Here is an 18,285-nt window from a genome sequence, read left to right as displayed (position 1 = left end):
GAAAATCATCAAAATTTATATTGCTGTAATTAGATGAAAATTTAACAAAAAACAATAGGTTTTTAACACAGATCATTTCGAGAGTGAGGTACGAACGACGAGAAATCTTATAATTATGAGATTCCTCCTCGTTCCTCGTTCGGAAAGACAAACTGACTTTAAAAATTATGTATTTCTAACACATAGTGGTTTATTTAACAATTAAAACATCATTAATATTTGTGGTAAATCTAGGTGATAATCTTTCTTGACGCATTTTCCAAGTCCGTTTTAAATCTTGATTCCCTAATTTAATTTTATCTGCTTTAAATTTACGATTTAATTTATCAATTGTAGACATTAACGGTTTGTGTTTTGGGTTTTCATGCGAAAATAAATTCAATTGAAAATTATCATTAGGTACCAAACCTGTAACAATTACACCGGCTCTTTTATATTGAATCCCACTTTTAAAAATGGTTTTTACAGCTTCTACTGCAGCTTTAGAAATGGTTAATGTAGAATCTGTTGGACACGAAAAAACCACCGTTTTACTTTCTCTATGTTGCTGTTGGCTTTCTTTATGCCGATCGCTAGAGAGTTGCACAATGAGCATATGACAACTAGATTTTTGATTCCGTAATTTTTCTGCACAACTCGCAGCAAAAGTAGAAATGCGTTCTTTTATATTGTTGATGTCAGAATAGGTAAACTCAAAACTACGCGTTGTAGCAATCATTTTTTTTGATGAAACTTCTTCTAACGGAATTTTAGAAATGCCTTGTAAATCTTTTTGCAAACGCCATGCTACAATAGACAATTCTTTTAAAACCCAATTGCTTGGCAATTGTGTGAAATCATACGCAGTTATGCAACCTTTGGCTTCTAAGCGCTTTTTTAATTGCCTTCCAATTCCCCAAACATTGCCAATTTTGGTCCACTTTAAAGCTTTAATTCTTTTTTCATCAGAATCGATAATGCAAATTCCTTTAGATTGTTTAATGTTAGAACGTGCAATTTTGTTCGCAACTTTTGTTAATGCTTTGGTTGGCGCAATTCCAACGCAAGTGGGTATACCTGTCCATTTTAAAATACGACTTCTCATTTTTGCAGCGTATTCTTCCAAATTATAATTCTCAAAACCTTTTAATTCTAAAAAAGATTCATCAATAGAATAGACTTCTACATCGGGAGAAAAACCTGCCAAAATATTCATAACTCTTGCGCTCATATCTCCGTACAACGGATAATTAGAAGACAAAACGGTAATATTATTTGCTTTACAAAAGGCATCCCATTTAAAAATAGGCGCACCAAAAGGCAGTTGTAATTTCTTAGCTTCATCGCTCATAGAAATAACACAACCATCGTTATTGCTTAAAATAGCAACGGGTTTTCCTTGCAAGTTCGGATTAAAAACCCGCTCGCAAGAAGCATAAAAATTATTACAATCTACCAGTGCAAACATGCCATAAATGTACCTAAAAATAGTAGGCAAAATTATGTTGTTAATATCTTAATCTGTTGAAAAAATAAATTGATTTTAGATTTTTTAAAATTTTGTATTTTCGAAAAAAGCCAATTAAAATGGATTTACAAACAAGAAAAATAGAATTTGTTCAAGAATTCCTTAAACTACAAATTAATTTATTGGGTGAATATTAAGGAAAACCGGATTGAAATAATTGATGTTTTTGATACTCGACAAAACCCACCTAAAATTAAACGAAATAAATAAAATCTTTAATTTCTTTCAATAACCTTATTATAAGCATTTTTTAATTTCTGAATAACAATTTCCATTTCTTCTAAATTTAAATGTCCAAAACCAAAACGGATGGCACAGGTATTTTTATCTTGATACAAAATGGTTTTTGGTAAAAATAAATCGTTTTTTTCTGCTGCTGATGCTAGTTTTACCAACGATATTTGTTCTTTAAACTGGATCCATATTGCCAAGCCACCTGAAGGAATTTCCCAGTAAGCAATTTCAGAAAAATAATCGGTTAAGAGTTCGCATAAACAATCGCGTCTTTGTTTATAGATCACAACATTTTTTTTCATTAAACGATAAATTTCACCTTCATAAATTAGTTCCGATAACATTTGTTGCTGAATTAAATCGCCTTGTTCGTCTAACAATTGTAGATAATTTTTAGCTTCAGAAATTAAGTTTTCGGGTGCAATTACAAATCCTGTTTGAAAACTTGGGAATAACGATTGCCCTAATTTTCCTAAATAAATGACCATTCCATTTGTATTTGCACTTGCCATAGGGAGCATAGCAGAACCTTCAAACTGAAAATCGTAATCGTAATCATCTTCAATAATAGCAAAACCGTATTCTTTTGCCAATTGCAATAATGCCAAACGTCGTTCTGCACTTAAAGTTACCGTTGTTGGATAATCTCTATGCGCACAGATATAAATACACCGAATGCTTTTTTTGATAAAATGTTTTCTAATATAATTTACATCTAACCCATCTGCATCTACCGGAATTGTTTTAATGCTGGCACCTGCTTGCTGAAAAATCATATTCGCAGTATAATTACTTAAATTACCCACTAAAACAACATCGTTTTGTTTAATTAATAGTTGAGAAACAATGTATAAACTCATTTCTGTACTACGCGTACTTATTAAATTGTTCGGTTTTATATGAAAATTTCTGGTAACATTTAAATAATTACAAAGTTGCGTTTCAAATAACGAATAAAAAGATTCGTTGGGTCTGTTCCACTTTTTGATGAGGGTTTTACGTTTCATAGCAGCGCTGTACCATCTAGAAAATTGATGTACAGGATGCAAACGTAAATCTGGTTTTCCGTCGTTAATAGAATATTTAGCTACTGTTGATTCAATTGTTGATGCTAAATGAAAAGACTTCTGAAATGGAAATCCGGTTGTTTTGGCTGTATTATATGCCTCATTTATTTTTTGAGAAGGTGCTTTAATTTTTGCCGTTTTTAATGCTGGTTCTAAAACAAACGTACCTTTATTTGGTATGATTTCTACCCAATCTTGCGAGGCTAATTCTTCGTAAATAGCAACTGCAGTATTTCTATGGATTTTTAAAACCCTACTTAAAACACGTGTTCCGGGTAGAAGAGTTCCTTTAGATAGATATCCACGTTGTATAGCATTTATAATTTGCTGAGCAACTTGTATATAAACAGGTTGAGGTATCGATTTATCAAAATTGATTAATTGTTTAAATAAAGTATTAATCGGACTATCTTTCATTTTAAAACTGGACTAGTTTAATCGTCCGGAAAGTTACGAGTTTTGCGTCATATTTAATCAATCATTTATGAAAATTAAAATTACCTTAATCCTTACTTTATTATTTGTTGCCTTTCAAGTAAAAGCGCAATCAGATCCTATAAAAAGAGACACGTTAAAAGAAGTAATAATTACTTCTACTAGGATAGATTTACCTTTTAAAGAAAATTCTAGAACGATAAATGTTATTTCATCGGAAGAAATAAAAAACAGTGCCGCTACAACTGTTGCCGATTTACTACAACAAGTTGCTGGTGTAGATATTAGAAGAAGAGGAACTGCAGGGAGTCAGGCAGATTTATTTATTAGAGGTGGTGGTTTTGATCAAACCTTATTATTGATTGATGGTATTAAAATGGATGATTCTCAAACCGGACACCATACCTTAAATGCCGCTTTACCGGTTGAAGTTATCGAAAGAATAGAAATTATAAAAGGTCCTGCGGCAAGAGTCTTCGGTCAGAATGCATTTACAGGAGCCATAAATATTGTCACTAAAAAGAAATTAAAAAACACCGCTTCTATAAATCTGGAAGCTGGTTCTTTTGGGCAACTAAATGGTTCTGTGACGGTTAGTAAAGAATTTGAAAATGCATCAATAATTGCACATGTTGGTGCACTAACATCAGATGGATACAGAGAAAATTCTGATTATAATAATTACAACTATTTCTTAAAAGGAGTTTTTAATAAAAAACAACAATCAATAGAGGTTTTAGCTACTTTTTTTGATAAGAAATTTGGCGCACAAAATTTTTATACACCAACCTCTTATGGTTTTAGTGAATATGAAGAAACTCAGAATAGCGTAATTGGAGTTACAACTACTTTTAAAACTGATAAATTAAAAATTACACCAAGAGTTTATTGGAGAAGAGGGCAAGATATTTTTCTTTTAAAAAGAGAAGATCCTAGTTTTTCTAGAAATTTACACATTACTAATAAAGTAGGTGTAGAAACAAATGCTTCTTATACTTCTAATTTAGGAATTACAGGTTTTGGTGTAGATATTTCTAGAGTTTCTATAAATAGTAATAATTTAGGAGATAGAAAGAGAACTATGGCGAATTTATTTTTAGAACATCGTTTTAAATTAGCCAATGATAAGTTAGATCTTACTCCAGGAATTGCAGTTACTTATTTTTCAGATTTTAAATTTCATGCCTTTCCAGGTTTAGATGTTGGGTATCAATTATCAGATAAATTAAAAGCTTATGGAAACTTGGGCCTAACGTATAGGATACCAACTTATACAGATTTGTATTACAATAATAGTAGTACAAAAGGAAATCCAAATTTAAAGCCAGAAGAAGCCTTTGCACAAGAAATCGGATTAAAATATAATTCAGAAAGATTTACAACTTCTGTTGCCATTTTTAATAGAGATGCAGATAATCTAATTGATTTTATTAGACCAGACACAGATCCTACTTCACAATATAAGGCAACTAATATTGCAAAAGTAAATACCAGAGGTTTTGAATTTAATGCAGATTATCGTTTTAAATTAAATGAGTTTAATCAGACTTTATCTTTTGGATATAATTTTTTAGATGATGACATTTTAGATCAGAATAAAGATTTATCTCGTTATTCTCTAAATACGTTAAGACATCAATTTACAACACGTTTTTCATCAAAATTATTTAAAAATGTGAGTCAGAATATTATTTACAAACACGCAGAACGTACTGTTGGCACAAGTTATAATGTTTGGGATGCTTCTATAATTGTAGATATCGATACATTTAGTTTTACAGTTACTGCAAATAATATTTTTGATGCAGAATATATAGAGTCTGGTTTTGTGCCAATGCCGTCAAGCAATGTGTTGTTTGGACTACGTTACGGTTTTTAAAAAAGGTAATTTATATGTTTTTGAAATGCCTTGACAAATTTACTTGTCAAGGCATTTTGATTTTAATTTAGAAGATTTTGATTTTTTTTGTAACAAAAACCTTTTTTATGACACTTATATATAGAGTTCGTAAACTTTTTGTTAAACCTATAATCTCCAAGACTAAAAAATTTAGAAAGTTTAACGCTATTCAAATGTAGTTTCTATTTATTGATAAAATAACCCTTTTATTGCGTCAATTTTTTTATATTTAATCACTTTTAAAAACGTATTATTATGATGGAATGGTATTCAGCATTATCTTCTTTTGAAAAGACTTATTGGATAATTACCGGGATTTCTACCGTATTCTTTTTATTTGTTTTAATCAGTACTTTTATTGGTGCAGATACCGATGACATAGGAGATGTAGATGTAGAAATAGAAGCAGATACAGGAGCTGGTTTTCAGTTTTTTACACTTAAAAATTTAGTAGCCTTTTTTACTATTTTTGGTTGGAGTGGAATAGCAAGTATAGAAGCAAGTAACTCTAAATCACTAACAATTATTATTTCCATTTTTTGTGGTTTACTAATGATGTTTGTGATGGCAGCAATGTTTTATTACATCAGTAAATTAACTTCTAGTGGAACGTTAAAAATGAAAAATGCTTTAAATGCTATCGGAGAAGTTTATTTAACAGTTGGTGCTAAAAGATCTAAAATAGGAAAGGTACAAGTAAAAGTGCAAGGAGCTTTAAGAGAATTAGAAGCTTTAACCGATTATGAAGAAGATTTAACACAAGGAAATGTGATAAAAGTGATTGAAGTAACCAACAACGGAATATTAATTATTGAACCTCAAAATTAAAAAAAAATGCTAAATTTTATTGTATTACAAAGTAGCCCGTTCGCGGGTTTGGTAGGAATTGGAATAGCAATTCTGTTTATTTTTATCTTATTAGTGGCCATGATAAAACGCTACAAAAGATGTCCTTCGGACAGAATTTTAGTAGTGTATGGTAAAGTTGGTGGAGGGGAATCTGCTAAATGTATTCATGGTGGAGCTGCATTTATTTTTCCAGTAATTCAAGATTATCAATTCTTAGATTTAACGCCAATTTCTATTGAAGTAAATCTGGTAAACGCACTTTCTAAACAAAATATCCGTGTAAATGTACCAAGTAGATTTACCATTGGGGTTTCTACAGAACCAGGAATTATGCAAAATGCTGCAGAAAGATTGTTAGGTTTAGACCAAGATAGCATTCAAGATTTAGCACAAGAAATAATTTTCGGACAGTTACGTTTAGTAGTAGCTTCAATGGATATTGAAGAAATTAATAACGACCGTGATAAGTTTTTAACCAATATTTCTCAAAGTGTAGAAACGGAGTTAAAGAAAGTTGGTTTAAAATTAATTAACGTAAATATTACAGATATTGTTGATGAATCTGGTTATATAGAGGCTTTAGGGAAAGAAGCAGCTGCTCACGCAATTAATGCGGCACGTAAATCGGTTGCAGAAAAAACTAGAGATGGTTCTATTGGTGAAGCAAACGCAGTACAAGATGAAAGAAGCCAAGTTGCAGCAGCAAATGCAAAAGCAGTTGAAGGAGAAAACACTGCAAAAATTGCGGTAGCTAATTCAGATTCTTTAAGAAGACAAAGAGAAGCAGAAGCAGAAAGAGTGGCAATTGCATCAGAAAAAGTACAAACAGCAAAAGCCTTAGAAGAATCTTATGCAGCAGAACAAATTGCAGAAACAGCAAGAGCAGAAAGAGAGCGTTCTTCTCAGTTGGCAGATATTATTGTTCCTGCAGAAATAGACAAACGTAAAGTTGAAATTGATGCAGAAGCAGCTGCAGAAAATATTAGAAGAATTGCAAAAGGGGAAGCAGATGCCATCTTATTTAAAGCACAAGCAGAAGCACAAGGTCTGTATGAAGTTTTAACAAAACAAGCAGCAGGATTAGACGAAATTGTTAAAGCAGCAGGAAACGATTCTCAAAATGCAGCCTTATTGTTAATTGCAGATAAATTACCAGAGTTAGTGAAAATTCAAGCAGAAGCAATTAAAAATATTAAGATTGATAAAGTGACTGTTTGGGAAAATGGTGGAGGAAAAGATGGGAAAACAGCTACTTCTAACTTTATTTCAGGAATGTATAAATCGGTTCCACCTCTACAAGAAATGTTTAATATGGCAGGAATGCAATTGCCAGATTATTTAAAAGGAAAAGAAATTCCTGATAATGCTACAATCAATATTGAAGAAACAAAAGACGACTTGTCTTCTAAATAATACTTATTTTATTTTTTAAATTAAACCATCATTTAATTATTATTAATTGATGGTTTTGTTTTTAACATCTATTTTTATAACATTTTCTTAACTTTGCATTTTAATTTTTTGAAAAATGAGTTTAAACTTAGCTCAAATAGATAGGGTAGAAACAATTACCAAAGAAGATTTTATTAAGAACTATTTTAAACCTCAAAAACCTTTGGTTATTGAGCGTTTTATAGAAGAATGGCCAGCATATTCTAAATGGAATTTAGAGTATATGAAGGAAGTTGCCGGAGATAAAATTGTTCCGTTATATGATGACAGACCTGTAGATTTTAAAGATGGTTTTAATGAACCTCATGCTAAAATGAAAATGGCAGACTATGTGGATTTATTAAAGCAGAAACCTACAAAATTTAGAATTTTTTTATGGAATATCTTAAAAGAAGTTCCTGTTTTACAAAAAGATTTTACATATCCAGATTTTGGTTTACGATTAATGAAAGGTTTGCCAATGCTATTTTTTGGAGGAAAAGACTCCTATACTTTTATGCATTATGATATAGATTTAGCCAATATTTTTCATTTTCATTTCGAAGGGAAAAAAGAAGTTATTTTGTTTGATCAACAGCAAAATAAATATTTGTATAAAATACCACATTCTTTAATTACAAGAGAAGATATTAATTTTTCAAATCCGGATTTTAAGAAATGGCCCGCATTAAAAAAAGCCAAAGGTTATATTGCTAATTTAGAACATGGTAATGTATTATATATGCCAGAAGGATACTGGCATTACATGAAATATGTTACTCCTGGGTTTTCAATGAGTTTGCGTGCAATTGCAAGAAAACCTAAAAACTTGTCAAAAGCAATTTATAATGTTTTTGTTATGAGATCGATAGATAATATTATGAGAAGATTAAAAGGGCAAAAATGGATTGATTGGAAAAACGAACAGGCTATTTTAAGAACTCAAAAAACTATTTTTGAAACAAAGAAATAAATCATTGATATGATTTAACTTTTATTGATTTGATTTTTAGTACATTGCGTTTATCTAAACAAATGTAAATACTTATGAAAGCTTGTCCCCAATGTAAATCTGAGTCTCGACACAGAATGAAAAGAAAAGGGATTGCTAAAATAATACCAGGAACGAAAGCCTATTCATGCGATAAATGTAATGTATATTATATTTGGTTTTCTTTTATCAACTACTCTTTTAGAGTTTAAAAAAAGCCTTCGAAATAGAATTTCGAAGGCTTTTTTAAATTTATTATAAATAGATTTATTATTTAAACAACCTAAAAATATCATTCCCGTTTGCAAAAAGCAATAAGGCTATTAAAAGAATAAATCCGGCAACTTGTGCATATTCTAAAAATTTGTCTCCAGGTTTTTTACCTGTAATCATTTCCCAAAGGGTAAATACTACATGTCCACCGTCTAAAGCAGGAATTGGTAACAAGTTCATAAAACCTAACATGATTGATAAAAATGCAGTGATGTTCCAGAAAGACTGTGCGCTCCATTCATCAGGAAAAATGCTTCCTATAGAAATAAACCCACCTAAACCTTTATAAGCTCCTGTACTTGGATTAAATATCTTTTTAAGCTGTTTAATGTAATCGGTTAATGTTTTCCAAGATTTATTTAAACCAGCAGGAATAGCTTCTGAAAAAGAATATTCTATTTCTGCTAAATCGTAATATCCTAGTTTTTGTAAATCATTATAAGAAACGCCGCCAAATACAATTCCTAAAGTTCCATTTTTGGTAACTTTTACAGGGATTTCTTTTGTTTCATCTCCTCTTTTTATAGATAAAGTAATGTCTTGATTTTTATACTTAGAGAGGATCTTTTTAGCTTGATCATAATATTTAATGTTTTCGCCATTTATAGAAGTAACAATATCTTTAGGTTGTAAACCGCTATTTTCATTTATAGAATCTTTTTGAACCTTTGCAATGATAAAAGGATACCTAGCAGAAACAATGGGTCCTTCGGCATTTTTTCTTCTGTCAATTAATTTTGAAATAAAATCTACAGGAAGGTTTTTATTGATAATTTCTCCGTTTCTATCTATTTGAAATTTGTCTCCATTTATAAAACCTAAAGTAATGTCGTTAAACTTTCTAACTTTTTCTCCATTTATGGTTAAAATCTTATCACCAGTTTCTAACCCAACTTTTATAGCTAAAGAATCTTGTACCCAAATACCATCTTTTGCGTTTACATTTTCATTTGGTAAAAATTTTTCTCCATAAGCCCACATTAAACAGATGTAAATAAATATACCTAATACAAAGTTTACAAATACACCACCTAACATAATTATTAGACGTTGCCACGCGGGTTTAGATCGAAATTCCCAAGGTTGTGCAGGTAAAGCCATTTGTTCTGTATCCATGCTCTCATCAATCATTCCAGAGATTTTTACATAGCCTCCTAAAGGAATCCAGCCAATACCATAAACTGTATCTCCAATTTTTTTCTTGAAAATAGAGAATTTATAATCGAAAAATAAGTAGAATTTTTCTACTCGAGTTTTAAATATTTTTGCAGGGATAAAGTGCCCTAGTTCGTGCAAAACAATTAGTAAAGATAAACTTAAAATAAATTGTGATGCTTTTATTAATATTTCCATTCAGCGTTAAATCATAATTAAAATGGTGGCAAATGTACGTTTTTAAAGAGAGTTTAAAAAGTACAAATAGTGGATGATTTTTATTTTAACATAGATTTTAGAATACATTTATTCTTGTTTGTTTTTTTAGGGCGTTTTTATGCTGTAAATTTGTAGTATAATTACTATTATTTATGGATTTAAAATTCTTTAAAAAATCGCTACCAACACTTATTTTTTTAATAGTTTTTTCTGCTGTTGCTCTTCCTGTTTTTTATCATTTATTAAAAGTAGATACAAAACTAAAAATTTATAATCCTGCAGATGTAAATCCGCGTTTGGTTGATGAAAGCATTGCTCATATAACCAAAAATCATACTGTTGCAGATTTTGAATTGATAAACCAAAACGGAGAGATTATTACCAATAAAAATTATAAAAATAAAATTTACGTTGCAGATTTTTTCTTTACTCGTTGTCAAACTATTTGTATTGCAATGGCCTATAACATGAGTGAATTGCAAGAATTTTATAAAAATGATGATGATATAATGTTCTTGTCACACTCTGTTACACCTGTAATAGACAGTGTTTCTGTTTTAAGAGAATATGCAGATAGAAAAGGTGTTATTGATGGTAAATGGAATGTAACTACTGGAAGTAAAAAACACATTTATGAACTTGCAAGAAAAAGTTATTTTGCTGTTTTAGATGAAGGAAATGGTGATGAAAATGACTTTATACATACAGAACAATTTGTTTTAGTAGATAAAGATAGACGTATTCGTGGGTATTATGATGGTACAGAAAAAGAGGACATGATAAAGTTAAAAAAAGATATTGCTCTTTTAAAGGAGGAATATGCTAAGAAATAACTTGTTTAGAATCATTCTAATTTAGTATCTTTGCTATCCAAATAAAAATCGTTGAACACAATAGCATCTTTACATATTGGAGAAATAGGTTATATTTCTGAAGAATCTTTAGATTTTATTCCGTTAAAATTGTTAGAAATGGGTTGTTTACCTGGCGCCGAAGTACAGTTAATACAAATAGCTCCATTAAAAGACCCAATTTATATTTGTGTAAATGGAAGTCATTTGGCAATTAGAAAAGAAACCGCATTGCAAATAAAAATACTTAAAGCCAATTTATAATGTCTAAGAACAATATAAAAGTTGCTTTAATAGGGAATCCTAATACAGGGAAAACTTCGCTATTTAATCAACTAACAGGTTTAAACCAAAAAGTTGGAAACTACCCTGGAGTAACGGTTGATAAAAAACAAGGAGTTAGTAAGCTTTCTGCTACTCAAAATGCAATTATTACAGACTTACCGGGGACTTACAGTATTAATCCTACTTCTGTAGATGAAAGTATTGTACTTAAAACCTTACTTAAAAAAGATATTAAAGAATCTCCAGATGTAATCTTAGTAGTTGCAGATATAGAGAATTTAAAAAGAAATTTACTACTTTTTTCACAAATTAAAGATTTAGAAATTCCAACAGTTTTGGCAATTAATATGGTTGATCAAATGAGTAGAAAAGGTATTTCTATTGATCTGTCTTTGTTAAAAAAAGAATTAAATACAGAGGTTGTTTTAATTAGCGCAAGAAAAAATGAAGGAATCAACGATGTGAAAGAAGCAATTATTCGTTGTCATGTAGCGGCAAAGGCTTCTCCTTTATGTGGGATAAATCATAAAATAGATCCAGATTATTTTCATAAATTAAAAGAAATTAGTCCTAACTATTCGTTATATGAACTGTGGTTGATGGTAACTCAAAACAACTATCCAGATACCATTACATCAGAAGAAAAAGAAAAATTGCTAGCTTTTAAACAAGATGTATCTAAATTAAAAAAATACCAGCATAAAGAAACTATTTATCGTTATCAAGAGATCAATAAAATTCTTAAGAAAACGTATATAGTCGATAAAAGCAAAGCAACAGATATACGCAGTAAATTAGACAAAGTGTTTACACATAAGATCTTTGGATACGCAATATTTTCATTTATTTTATTAGTGATTTTTCAATCTATATTTGATTGGGCTTCTGTACCAATGGATTTTATAGATAGTACATTTGCACAACTTTCAGATTTTGCAAAAAGTAATTTACAACCAGGTGTATTAACAGATTTGTTAGCAGAAGGAATTATTCCAGGAGTTGGAGGGGTCATTATTTTCATACCTCAAATAGCCATTTTATTTTTATTTATAGCCATTTTAGAAGAAACAGGTTATATGAGTCGCGTTGTTTTTTTAATGGATAAAATTATGCGTCGTTTTGGAATGAATGGCAAAAGTGTAATTCCGTTAATTTCAGGAACGGCTTGTGCAATTCCGGCAATTATGGCTACAAGAACTATTTCTAGCTGGAAAGAGCGTTTAATTACAATTTTAGTAACACCGTTTACAACTTGCTCTGCACGTTTGCCTGTTTATGCCATTATAATTGCACTTGTAATTCCTAATAAAAAAATCTTTGGATTTTTAAATTTACAAGGATTGGTTTTATTGTCTTTATATGCCCTAGGATTTGCTACTGCAATTTTAGCAGCTTATATTTTACACAAAACATTAAAAATAAAATCCAAATCTTTTTTTGTTGTTGAAATGCCAAATTACAAATTGCCATCAATAAAAAATGTGTTGTTTGATGTTATAGAAAAAACAAAAGCCTTTGTATTGGGGGCAGGAAAAATAATTTTAGCACTTTCTATTGTGTTGTGGTTTTTAGCATCAAATGGGCCAGCATCATTTAAAAATTCTGAAAAAAATGTGATAGAAAATTCTGAAAATCAACAATTAAGTGATGTTGTATTGCAGCAAAAAATAGCTTCAGCAAAATTAGAAAACTCTTATATCGGAATTATGGGAAAAAGCATAGAGCCAATTATAAAACCTTTAGGATATGATTGGAAAATAGGAATTGCTTTAATTACATCTTTTGCAGCTAGAGAAGTGTTTGTTGGTACTTTGGCAACTATTTATAGTGTGGAAGCTGATGATGAAAACACCACAACGATTAAACAAAAAATGGCTTCGGAAGTAAATGAAACGGGAGGAAAGCTTTTTAATTTTCCAGTAGGAATGTCTTTGTTGGTTTTTTATGCATTTGCAATGCAATGTATGGCAACTTTAGCTATTGTAAAACGCGAAACGAAAACGTGGAAATGGCCGCTAATTCAGCTTTTTGGAATGACAGGTTTGGCATATGTTTCCTCATTTATTATATATCAAATCTTAAGCTAATGCAAGAAATAATAGCCTATACTTTAGTAATTTTAGCAGTAGTTTTTTTAGTAAAAAAATTTATTTTTCCTTCTAAAAAAAGCAAAAACTGTAGTACAGATTGTGATTGTCATTGAAACTTAACATAAAATTAATAGCTTTTTTAAGTAAGGAATTTTATTTTTGAAGACTTATACTAAAAATTAATAAATTTTAAAAAATATATATAAAAATGAAAAAAGCTATCTTATCAATTGTACTTTTAGTAATTACAATAATTTCTTCTACAGAAACAAATGCTCAAAAGTTTCCAAAAATGGATGTAAGTCCAATGGACGCTGCATCATTCCCAAACAATTGGAAAGATGCTAACAAACTTGTTAAAATCATTTATAGTAGACCACAATTAAAAGGAAGATCATTAGATAAATTAGCTCCCTTAAATAAAGTTTGGAGAACAGGAGCAAACGAAGCTGCTGAAGTTACATTTTATAAAGATGTAACTTTCGGAGACAGAAAGGTGAAAAAAGGAACATATACCATGTTTTCAATTCCTACAGAAGGAGATTGGACCATTATTTTAAGTAATCAAAAAAATGTTTGGGGTGCTTATTTTTATGATAAAACACAAGATGTTGTTAGGGTTCCTGGAAAGGTTACAAAATCGGAAGAAAATATAGAAGCTTTTTCTATTGTTTTTGATGGAGAAGGAAGTAAAGCAACTATGCATATGGGATGGGGGAAAAAAGTTATTTCTTTGCCTGTTGTATTTGAAAACGAATAGATTTTTTTCTAAAACTATAACATATAAAAAAAACGTAAATACTATTTACGTTTTTTTTATGCTGATTAAACTGATTTTTAGTTTGTTAATTTAGATCCGTGTAAATTTTTAAGTATTGTAAAAAAAATGGCATAACATTTGTTTTTAAACGAATAAATAAAACCCCAATTAATTATGATTAAAAAATTATGGATTACTTGTATAGCAACTGTTTTAGTAGGAACAGTTAGTGCACAAGACGTTAAGTTAGGTCTTAAATTAGGAATGAACATTGCTTCTGTAAATGGTCATAATGCAAACAATCTTGATTCGAGAACAGGGTTTGTTATTGGGGCTACGGCAGAGGTTTCCTTAACTGAAAAGTTTTCAATTCAACCCGAATTATTGTATTCAGCACAAGGTGCGCAACAAAGAGATAATTTTAAATATGATTTAAATTATATTTCACTACCAATTATGGCAAAATACTATATAGCTAAAGGATTTACTGTAGAAGCAGGCCCACAATTTTCTTTTTTAATAAAAGATCAATTAGTTCCAATAGATCAATATAGCGGAACTGGTGTACAAAATACAGACGCAGAAAATTTTGATCTTGCCGCAAACTTTGGTTTAGGGTATCAATCTAAAAGTGGTATCTTTTTTCAAACAAGATATAATTTAGGATTGGTGGCAATTAGTGAAAATCCAGATATTAAAAATGGTGTTTTTCAAATAACGTTAGGATTTCAATTTTAAAAAAAAACATGAATAAATTTAAAGCCTCTTCACTTTATGTAAAGAGGCTTTCTTTTTTATAGATTGTATTAATTTTACCTTCTACAATCTGAACAATTTAAGCATGTTTCTTTTTACTTTATTCTTCTAAAGAATAAACGTAAATTTGCACCCTCTTAAAGAAAAAAATCAATGCAATACAATCACTTAGAAATAGAAAAGAAATGGCAAAAATTTTGGGCAGAAAACCAAACTTTTAAAGCCAGTAATGAATCGGAGAAACCTAAATATTATGTGTTAGATATGTTTCCTTATCCATCAGGAGCAGGTTTACATGTTGGACATCCTTTAGGGTATATTGCAAGTGATATTTATGCACGTTATAAGCGTCATAAAGGGTTTAATGTATTGCATCCGCAAGGATATGATTCTTTTGGTCTGCCTGCAGAACAATATGCAATTCAGACTGGGCAACATCCAGCAAAAACTACCGAAGCTAATATTACTACTTATAGAAAACAATTAGATCAAATTGGTTTTTCTTTTGATTGGTCTCGCGAAGTAAGAACTTCAAATCCTGAGTATTATAAATGGACACAGTGGATTTTTATTCAATTATTTAATTCTTGGTACAATAAAGATTCAGACAAAGCAGAAGACATTTCTACATTAGAAAAAATCTTTAAAACAGCAGGAAATACAACTGTAAATGCAGTTTGTGATGAAGACATCAAATCTTTTTCTGCAGATGAATGGAAAGCATTTTCTAAAACAGAACAAGAAGAAGTATTATTACAATACAGATTAACCTTTTTATCGGATACAGAGGTAAACTGGTGTCCTGCTTTAGGAACTGTTTTAGCGAATGATGAAATTGTAAACGGAGTTTCAGAACGTGGAGGACATCCTGTTGTAAGAAAAAAAATGACCCAATGGTCTATGCGAATTTCTGCCTATGCACAACGTTTGTTAGACGGATTAGAAAAAATAGATTGGCCACAACCCTTAAAAGATTCTCAAACCAATTGGATTGGACGTTCTCAAGGAGCAATGGTTACTTTTAAAGTAGCTAATGGTTCTGAAAAGAACTCTTCTGAAGTAAAATTATCATATAAAGAATTAGAAGATTTAAAAGAATTACGGTTAAATTTATCGAAAGCAGAAACTACGCTTTGGGACGAATTAAAAAATAAAAAAGGGGCAGCAAAATTTAGAAAAAAGTACACAATTGGTACTTTTAGGGTAGATTACGTTTGTTTGGCAAAACATCTAATTGTTGAATTTTCGGGTAAAGAAGATGAAGTAGCAAGAACTGAGTTTTTTAATAACGAGGGTTTTAACGTTATTCGATTTACAAATGAAGAAGTTTTACAAAATGTTGTAAAAGTGGTTTCTGAAATTAATGCTGCAATTCAATTTCCAAAAAAGATTGAAAAAACAGTTGAAAAGGAAGTTGTTCTTAAAGACGAGAAATCTTACAAAATTGATGTTTTTACGACAAGACCAGATACTATTTTTGGAGTAAGTTTTATGACTTTGGCTCCAGAACACGAGTTGGTTTCAAAAATTACAACAGATGCTCAAAAAGCAGAAGTTGAAGCTTACATAAAAGCAACAGCAAAACGTTCTGAACGCGATAGAATGGCAGATGTAAAAACCATTTCGGGTGCTTTTACAGGTGCTTATGCTATTCATCCTTTTTCGGGTGATAAAATTCAAATTTGGATTGGAGATTACGTGTTAGCAAACTACGGAACCGGAGCTGTTATGGCGGTTCCTTGTGGAGATCAACGTGATTATGATTTTGCAAAACATTTCAATATTCCGATTCCGAATATTTTTGAAGGTGTAGATATTTCTGAAGCTGCACACACAGATAAAGACGGAACTGTCATTGCAAATTCTGATTTTTTATCAGGATTAAAATATAAAAAAGCTTTAAAATTAGCCATTTTTGAAATGGAAAAACGTGGTTTTGGTTACGGAAAAATAAACTACCGTTTGCGCGATGCTGTATTTAGCAGACAACGTTATTGGGGAGAACCATTTCCTGTATATTACAAAGACGGAATGCCACAAATGATTGACGAAAAATACTTGCCAATTGTTTTACCAGAGGTAGAAAAGTATTTGCCAACGGAAGACGGAAAACCACCTTTAGGAAACGCAACCGAATGGGCTTGGGATTCTCGTAATAAGAAAGTAGTTTCTAACGAGAAATTAAAAAACAAGACTGTTTATCCTTTAGAACTAAACACCATGCCAGGTTGGGCAGGAAGTTCATATTACTTTAACCGTTATATGGATCCGAGTAATGAAAATGAAATAGCATCGAAAGAAAACCTTGATTATTGGAAAGAAATAGACCTTTATATTGGTGGATCTGAGCACGCAACAGGACATTTATTATACGCACGTTTTTGGCAAAAATTCTTGTTTGATAAAGGAATTGTACCTGTAGATGAGTTTGCTAAAAAACTGATTAATCAAGGAATGATTTTAGGAACATCTGCTTTTGTTTATAGGGAAGAAGGAACTAATACCTTTATATCAAAAGGCTTAGTTGAAGGTAAGAAAGTACAACCAATACATGCAGATGTTTCATTAGTAAATGCTTCTGATGAATTGGATGTGGAAGCCTTTAAGAATCATCCATTAAACCAGGATTATAAAAATGCAGAATTCATTTTAGAAAATGGCGTTTATAAAGTTGGCCGTGAAGTAGAAAAAATGTCGAAGTCGAAATATAATGTGGTAAATCCTGATGATATTGTTGAACAATATGGAGCAGATTCACTTCGTTTATTCGAAATGTTTTTAGGCCCATTAGAGCAAGCAAAACCTTGGAAAACTTCTGGTATTTCTGGAGTTTCTAGTTTCTTAAAGAAATTGTGGAAACTGTATTTTAACGGAGATCATTTTGAGGTTTCTGATGCAGAAGCAACCAAAGACGAGCTTAAAGTGTTACACAAAACCATTAAAAAAGTAGAAGAAGATATCGAGAATTTCTCTTTTAATACATCAGTTTCTACTTTTATGATTGCTGTAAACGAGTTAACAGCATTAAAATGTAACAAACGTGCCATATTAGAGCCTTTAGCAATTTTGGTTTCGCCTTATGCGCCACATATTGCAGAAGAGTTGTGGAGTTTGTTAGGTCACAAAGAATCTATTTCTACAGCAGATTTCCCTAAATTTGAAGCAAAACATTTGGTAGAAAGCGCTAAAAATTATCCGATTTCATTTAACGGTAAAATGCGTTTTACCCTAGAGCTTCCGTTAGATTTATCTAAAGATGAAATCGAAGCAGCAGTTATGTCTCACGAAAAAACAATTGCACAATTAGAAGGTAGAACTCCTAAGAAAGTAATTATTGTACCTGGTAAAATTGTAAATATAGTTGGCTAAAACACATCGTTTTATAAAACATTAAATTTGTTTGTGAAAACAATAGTAAAAGTCATTACAGGTATTTGTAATGGCTTTTTTATTTAGTTATCTTGTCACTCTAAAACTTATTT

13 protein-coding genes are annotated in these 18,285 nt (G+C 30.6%); 10 read left to right on the top strand and 3 right to left on the bottom strand.

Annotated elements, in window-relative coordinates:
• Nucleotides 1-190: 190 nt before the first annotated feature.
• Together MC378_RS13940 and MC378_RS13935 are read right to left on the bottom strand one after the other, a co-directional pair.
• On the bottom strand, nucleotides 191-1,447 hold the full coding sequence (locus MC378_RS13940; RefSeq protein WP_242179385.1) for a Y-family DNA polymerase: 1,257 nt from the start codon (nucleotides 1,445-1,447) through the stop codon (nucleotides 191-193).
• A 275-nt stretch (nucleotides 1,448-1,722) separates the two neighbouring features.
• Nucleotides 1,723-3,225, bottom strand: a complete 1,503-nt coding sequence (locus tag MC378_RS13935; protein WP_242179384.1) for an aminotransferase-like domain-containing protein — start codon at nucleotides 3,223-3,225, stop codon at nucleotides 1,723-1,725.
• Between the two features lie 67 nt (nucleotides 3,226-3,292).
• Here MC378_RS13935 and MC378_RS13930 point away from each other — a divergent pair, with 67 nt between their 5' ends.
• The 4 genes from MC378_RS13930 (at nucleotide 3,293) to MC378_RS13915 (ending at nucleotide 8,396) form a co-directional block, all read left to right on the top strand.
• Complete coding sequence (locus MC378_RS13930; protein ID WP_242179383.1) at nucleotides 3,293-5,122, top strand: TonB-dependent receptor plug domain-containing protein; 1,830 nt, start codon at nucleotides 3,293-3,295, stop codon at nucleotides 5,120-5,122.
• 276 nt (nucleotides 5,123-5,398) lie between these two features.
• Nucleotides 5,399-5,971, top strand: a complete 573-nt coding sequence (locus MC378_RS13925; RefSeq protein WP_242179382.1) for a hypothetical protein — start codon at nucleotides 5,399-5,401, stop codon at nucleotides 5,969-5,971.
• Nucleotides 5,972-5,977: 6 nt separating this feature from the next.
• Nucleotides 5,978-7,405: a flotillin family protein gene (locus MC378_RS13920; RefSeq protein WP_242179381.1), complete on the top strand. Its 1,428-nt coding sequence runs from the start codon at nucleotides 5,978-5,980 to the stop codon at nucleotides 7,403-7,405.
• 115 nt (nucleotides 7,406-7,520) lie between these two features.
• Nucleotides 7,521-8,396 carry a cupin-like domain-containing protein gene (locus MC378_RS13915; protein WP_242179380.1) on the top strand — a complete coding sequence of 292 codons (876 nt, stop codon included), beginning with the start codon at nucleotides 7,521-7,523 and terminating at the stop codon, nucleotides 8,394-8,396.
• A gap of 288 nt (nucleotides 8,397-8,684) precedes the next feature.
• On the opposite strand, the gene rseP is transcribed toward MC378_RS13915, so the two are convergent.
• Complete coding sequence (rseP, locus tag MC378_RS13910) at nucleotides 8,685-10,040, bottom strand: RIP metalloprotease RseP (protein ID WP_242179379.1); 1,356 nt, start codon at nucleotides 10,038-10,040, stop codon at nucleotides 8,685-8,687.
• 173 nt (nucleotides 10,041-10,213) lie between these two features.
• Between rseP and MC378_RS13905 the strand changes: the two genes are divergently transcribed.
• The 6 genes from MC378_RS13905 to MC378_RS13875 all read left to right on the top strand — a co-directional run bounded on the left by MC378_RS13905 (nucleotide 10,214) and on the right by MC378_RS13875 (nucleotide 18,172).
• Nucleotides 10,214-10,894 (top strand): SCO family protein, encoded by a 681-nt coding sequence (locus MC378_RS13905; protein ID WP_242179378.1) that lies wholly within the window; start codon nucleotides 10,214-10,216, stop codon nucleotides 10,892-10,894.
• A 51-nt stretch (nucleotides 10,895-10,945) separates the two neighbouring features.
• The gene (locus MC378_RS13900) at nucleotides 10,946-11,176 is read left to right on the top strand and encodes a FeoA family protein (protein WP_242179377.1); all 231 of its coding nucleotides are present in this window, start codon (nucleotides 10,946-10,948) and stop codon (nucleotides 11,174-11,176) included.
• Entirely contained in the window at nucleotides 11,176-13,284 is a 2,109-nt protein-coding gene (gene feoB / locus MC378_RS13895; protein ID WP_242179376.1) for a ferrous iron transport protein B, read from the top strand. The genes MC378_RS13900 and feoB overlap by 1 nt, the downstream gene beginning before the upstream one ends.
• 211 nt (nucleotides 13,285-13,495) lie before the next feature.
• Nucleotides 13,496-14,047 (top strand): DUF2911 domain-containing protein, encoded by a 552-nt coding sequence (locus tag MC378_RS13885; protein WP_242179374.1) that lies wholly within the window; start codon nucleotides 13,496-13,498, stop codon nucleotides 14,045-14,047.
• Between the two features lie 174 nt (nucleotides 14,048-14,221).
• Nucleotides 14,222-14,785, top strand: a complete 564-nt coding sequence (locus MC378_RS13880; RefSeq protein WP_242179373.1) for a porin family protein — start codon at nucleotides 14,222-14,224, stop codon at nucleotides 14,783-14,785.
• Nucleotides 14,786-14,956: 171 nt separating this feature from the next.
• Nucleotides 14,957-18,172, top strand: a complete 3,216-nt coding sequence (locus tag MC378_RS13875; RefSeq protein ID WP_242179372.1) for a leucine--tRNA ligase — start codon at nucleotides 14,957-14,959, stop codon at nucleotides 18,170-18,172.
• Nucleotides 18,173-18,285: the final 113 nt, after the last annotated feature.

The organism is Polaribacter marinus (assembly GCF_022662535.1).
GTDB lineage: Bacteria > Bacteroidota > Bacteroidia > Flavobacteriales > Flavobacteriaceae > Polaribacter > Polaribacter marinus.
This window is presented reverse-complemented; position numbering and strand designations above follow the sequence as displayed.

What these genes read in the sequence shown, in the direction of transcription:
- MC378_RS13940 (WP_242179385.1), bottom strand. Translation starts at nt 1,447, where the DNA reads ATGTTTGCACTGGTAGATTGTAATAATTTTTATGCTTCTTGCGAGCGG.
- MC378_RS13935 (WP_242179384.1), bottom strand. Translation starts at nt 3,225, where the DNA reads ATGAAAGATAGTCCGATTAATACTTTATTTAAACAATTAATCAATTTT.
- MC378_RS13930 (WP_242179383.1), top strand. Translation starts at nt 3,293, where the DNA reads ATGAAAATTAAAATTACCTTAATCCTTACTTTATTATTTGTTGCCTTT.
- MC378_RS13925 (WP_242179382.1), top strand. Translation starts at nt 5,399, where the DNA reads ATGATGGAATGGTATTCAGCATTATCTTCTTTTGAAAAGACTTATTGG.
- MC378_RS13920 (WP_242179381.1), top strand. Translation starts at nt 5,978, where the DNA reads ATGCTAAATTTTATTGTATTACAAAGTAGCCCGTTCGCGGGTTTGGTA.
- MC378_RS13915 (WP_242179380.1), top strand. Translation starts at nt 7,521, where the DNA reads ATGAGTTTAAACTTAGCTCAAATAGATAGGGTAGAAACAATTACCAAA.
- rseP (WP_242179379.1), bottom strand. Translation starts at nt 10,040, where the DNA reads ATGGAAATATTAATAAAAGCATCACAATTTATTTTAAGTTTATCTTTA.
- MC378_RS13905 (WP_242179378.1), top strand. Translation starts at nt 10,214, where the DNA reads ATGGATTTAAAATTCTTTAAAAAATCGCTACCAACACTTATTTTTTTA.
- feoB (WP_242179376.1), top strand. Translation starts at nt 11,176, where the DNA reads ATGTCTAAGAACAATATAAAAGTTGCTTTAATAGGGAATCCTAATACA.
- MC378_RS13885 (WP_242179374.1), top strand. Translation starts at nt 13,496, where the DNA reads ATGAAAAAAGCTATCTTATCAATTGTACTTTTAGTAATTACAATAATT.
- MC378_RS13880 (WP_242179373.1), top strand. Translation starts at nt 14,222, where the DNA reads ATGATTAAAAAATTATGGATTACTTGTATAGCAACTGTTTTAGTAGGA.
- MC378_RS13875 (WP_242179372.1), top strand. Translation starts at nt 14,957, where the DNA reads ATGCAATACAATCACTTAGAAATAGAAAAGAAATGGCAAAAATTTTGG.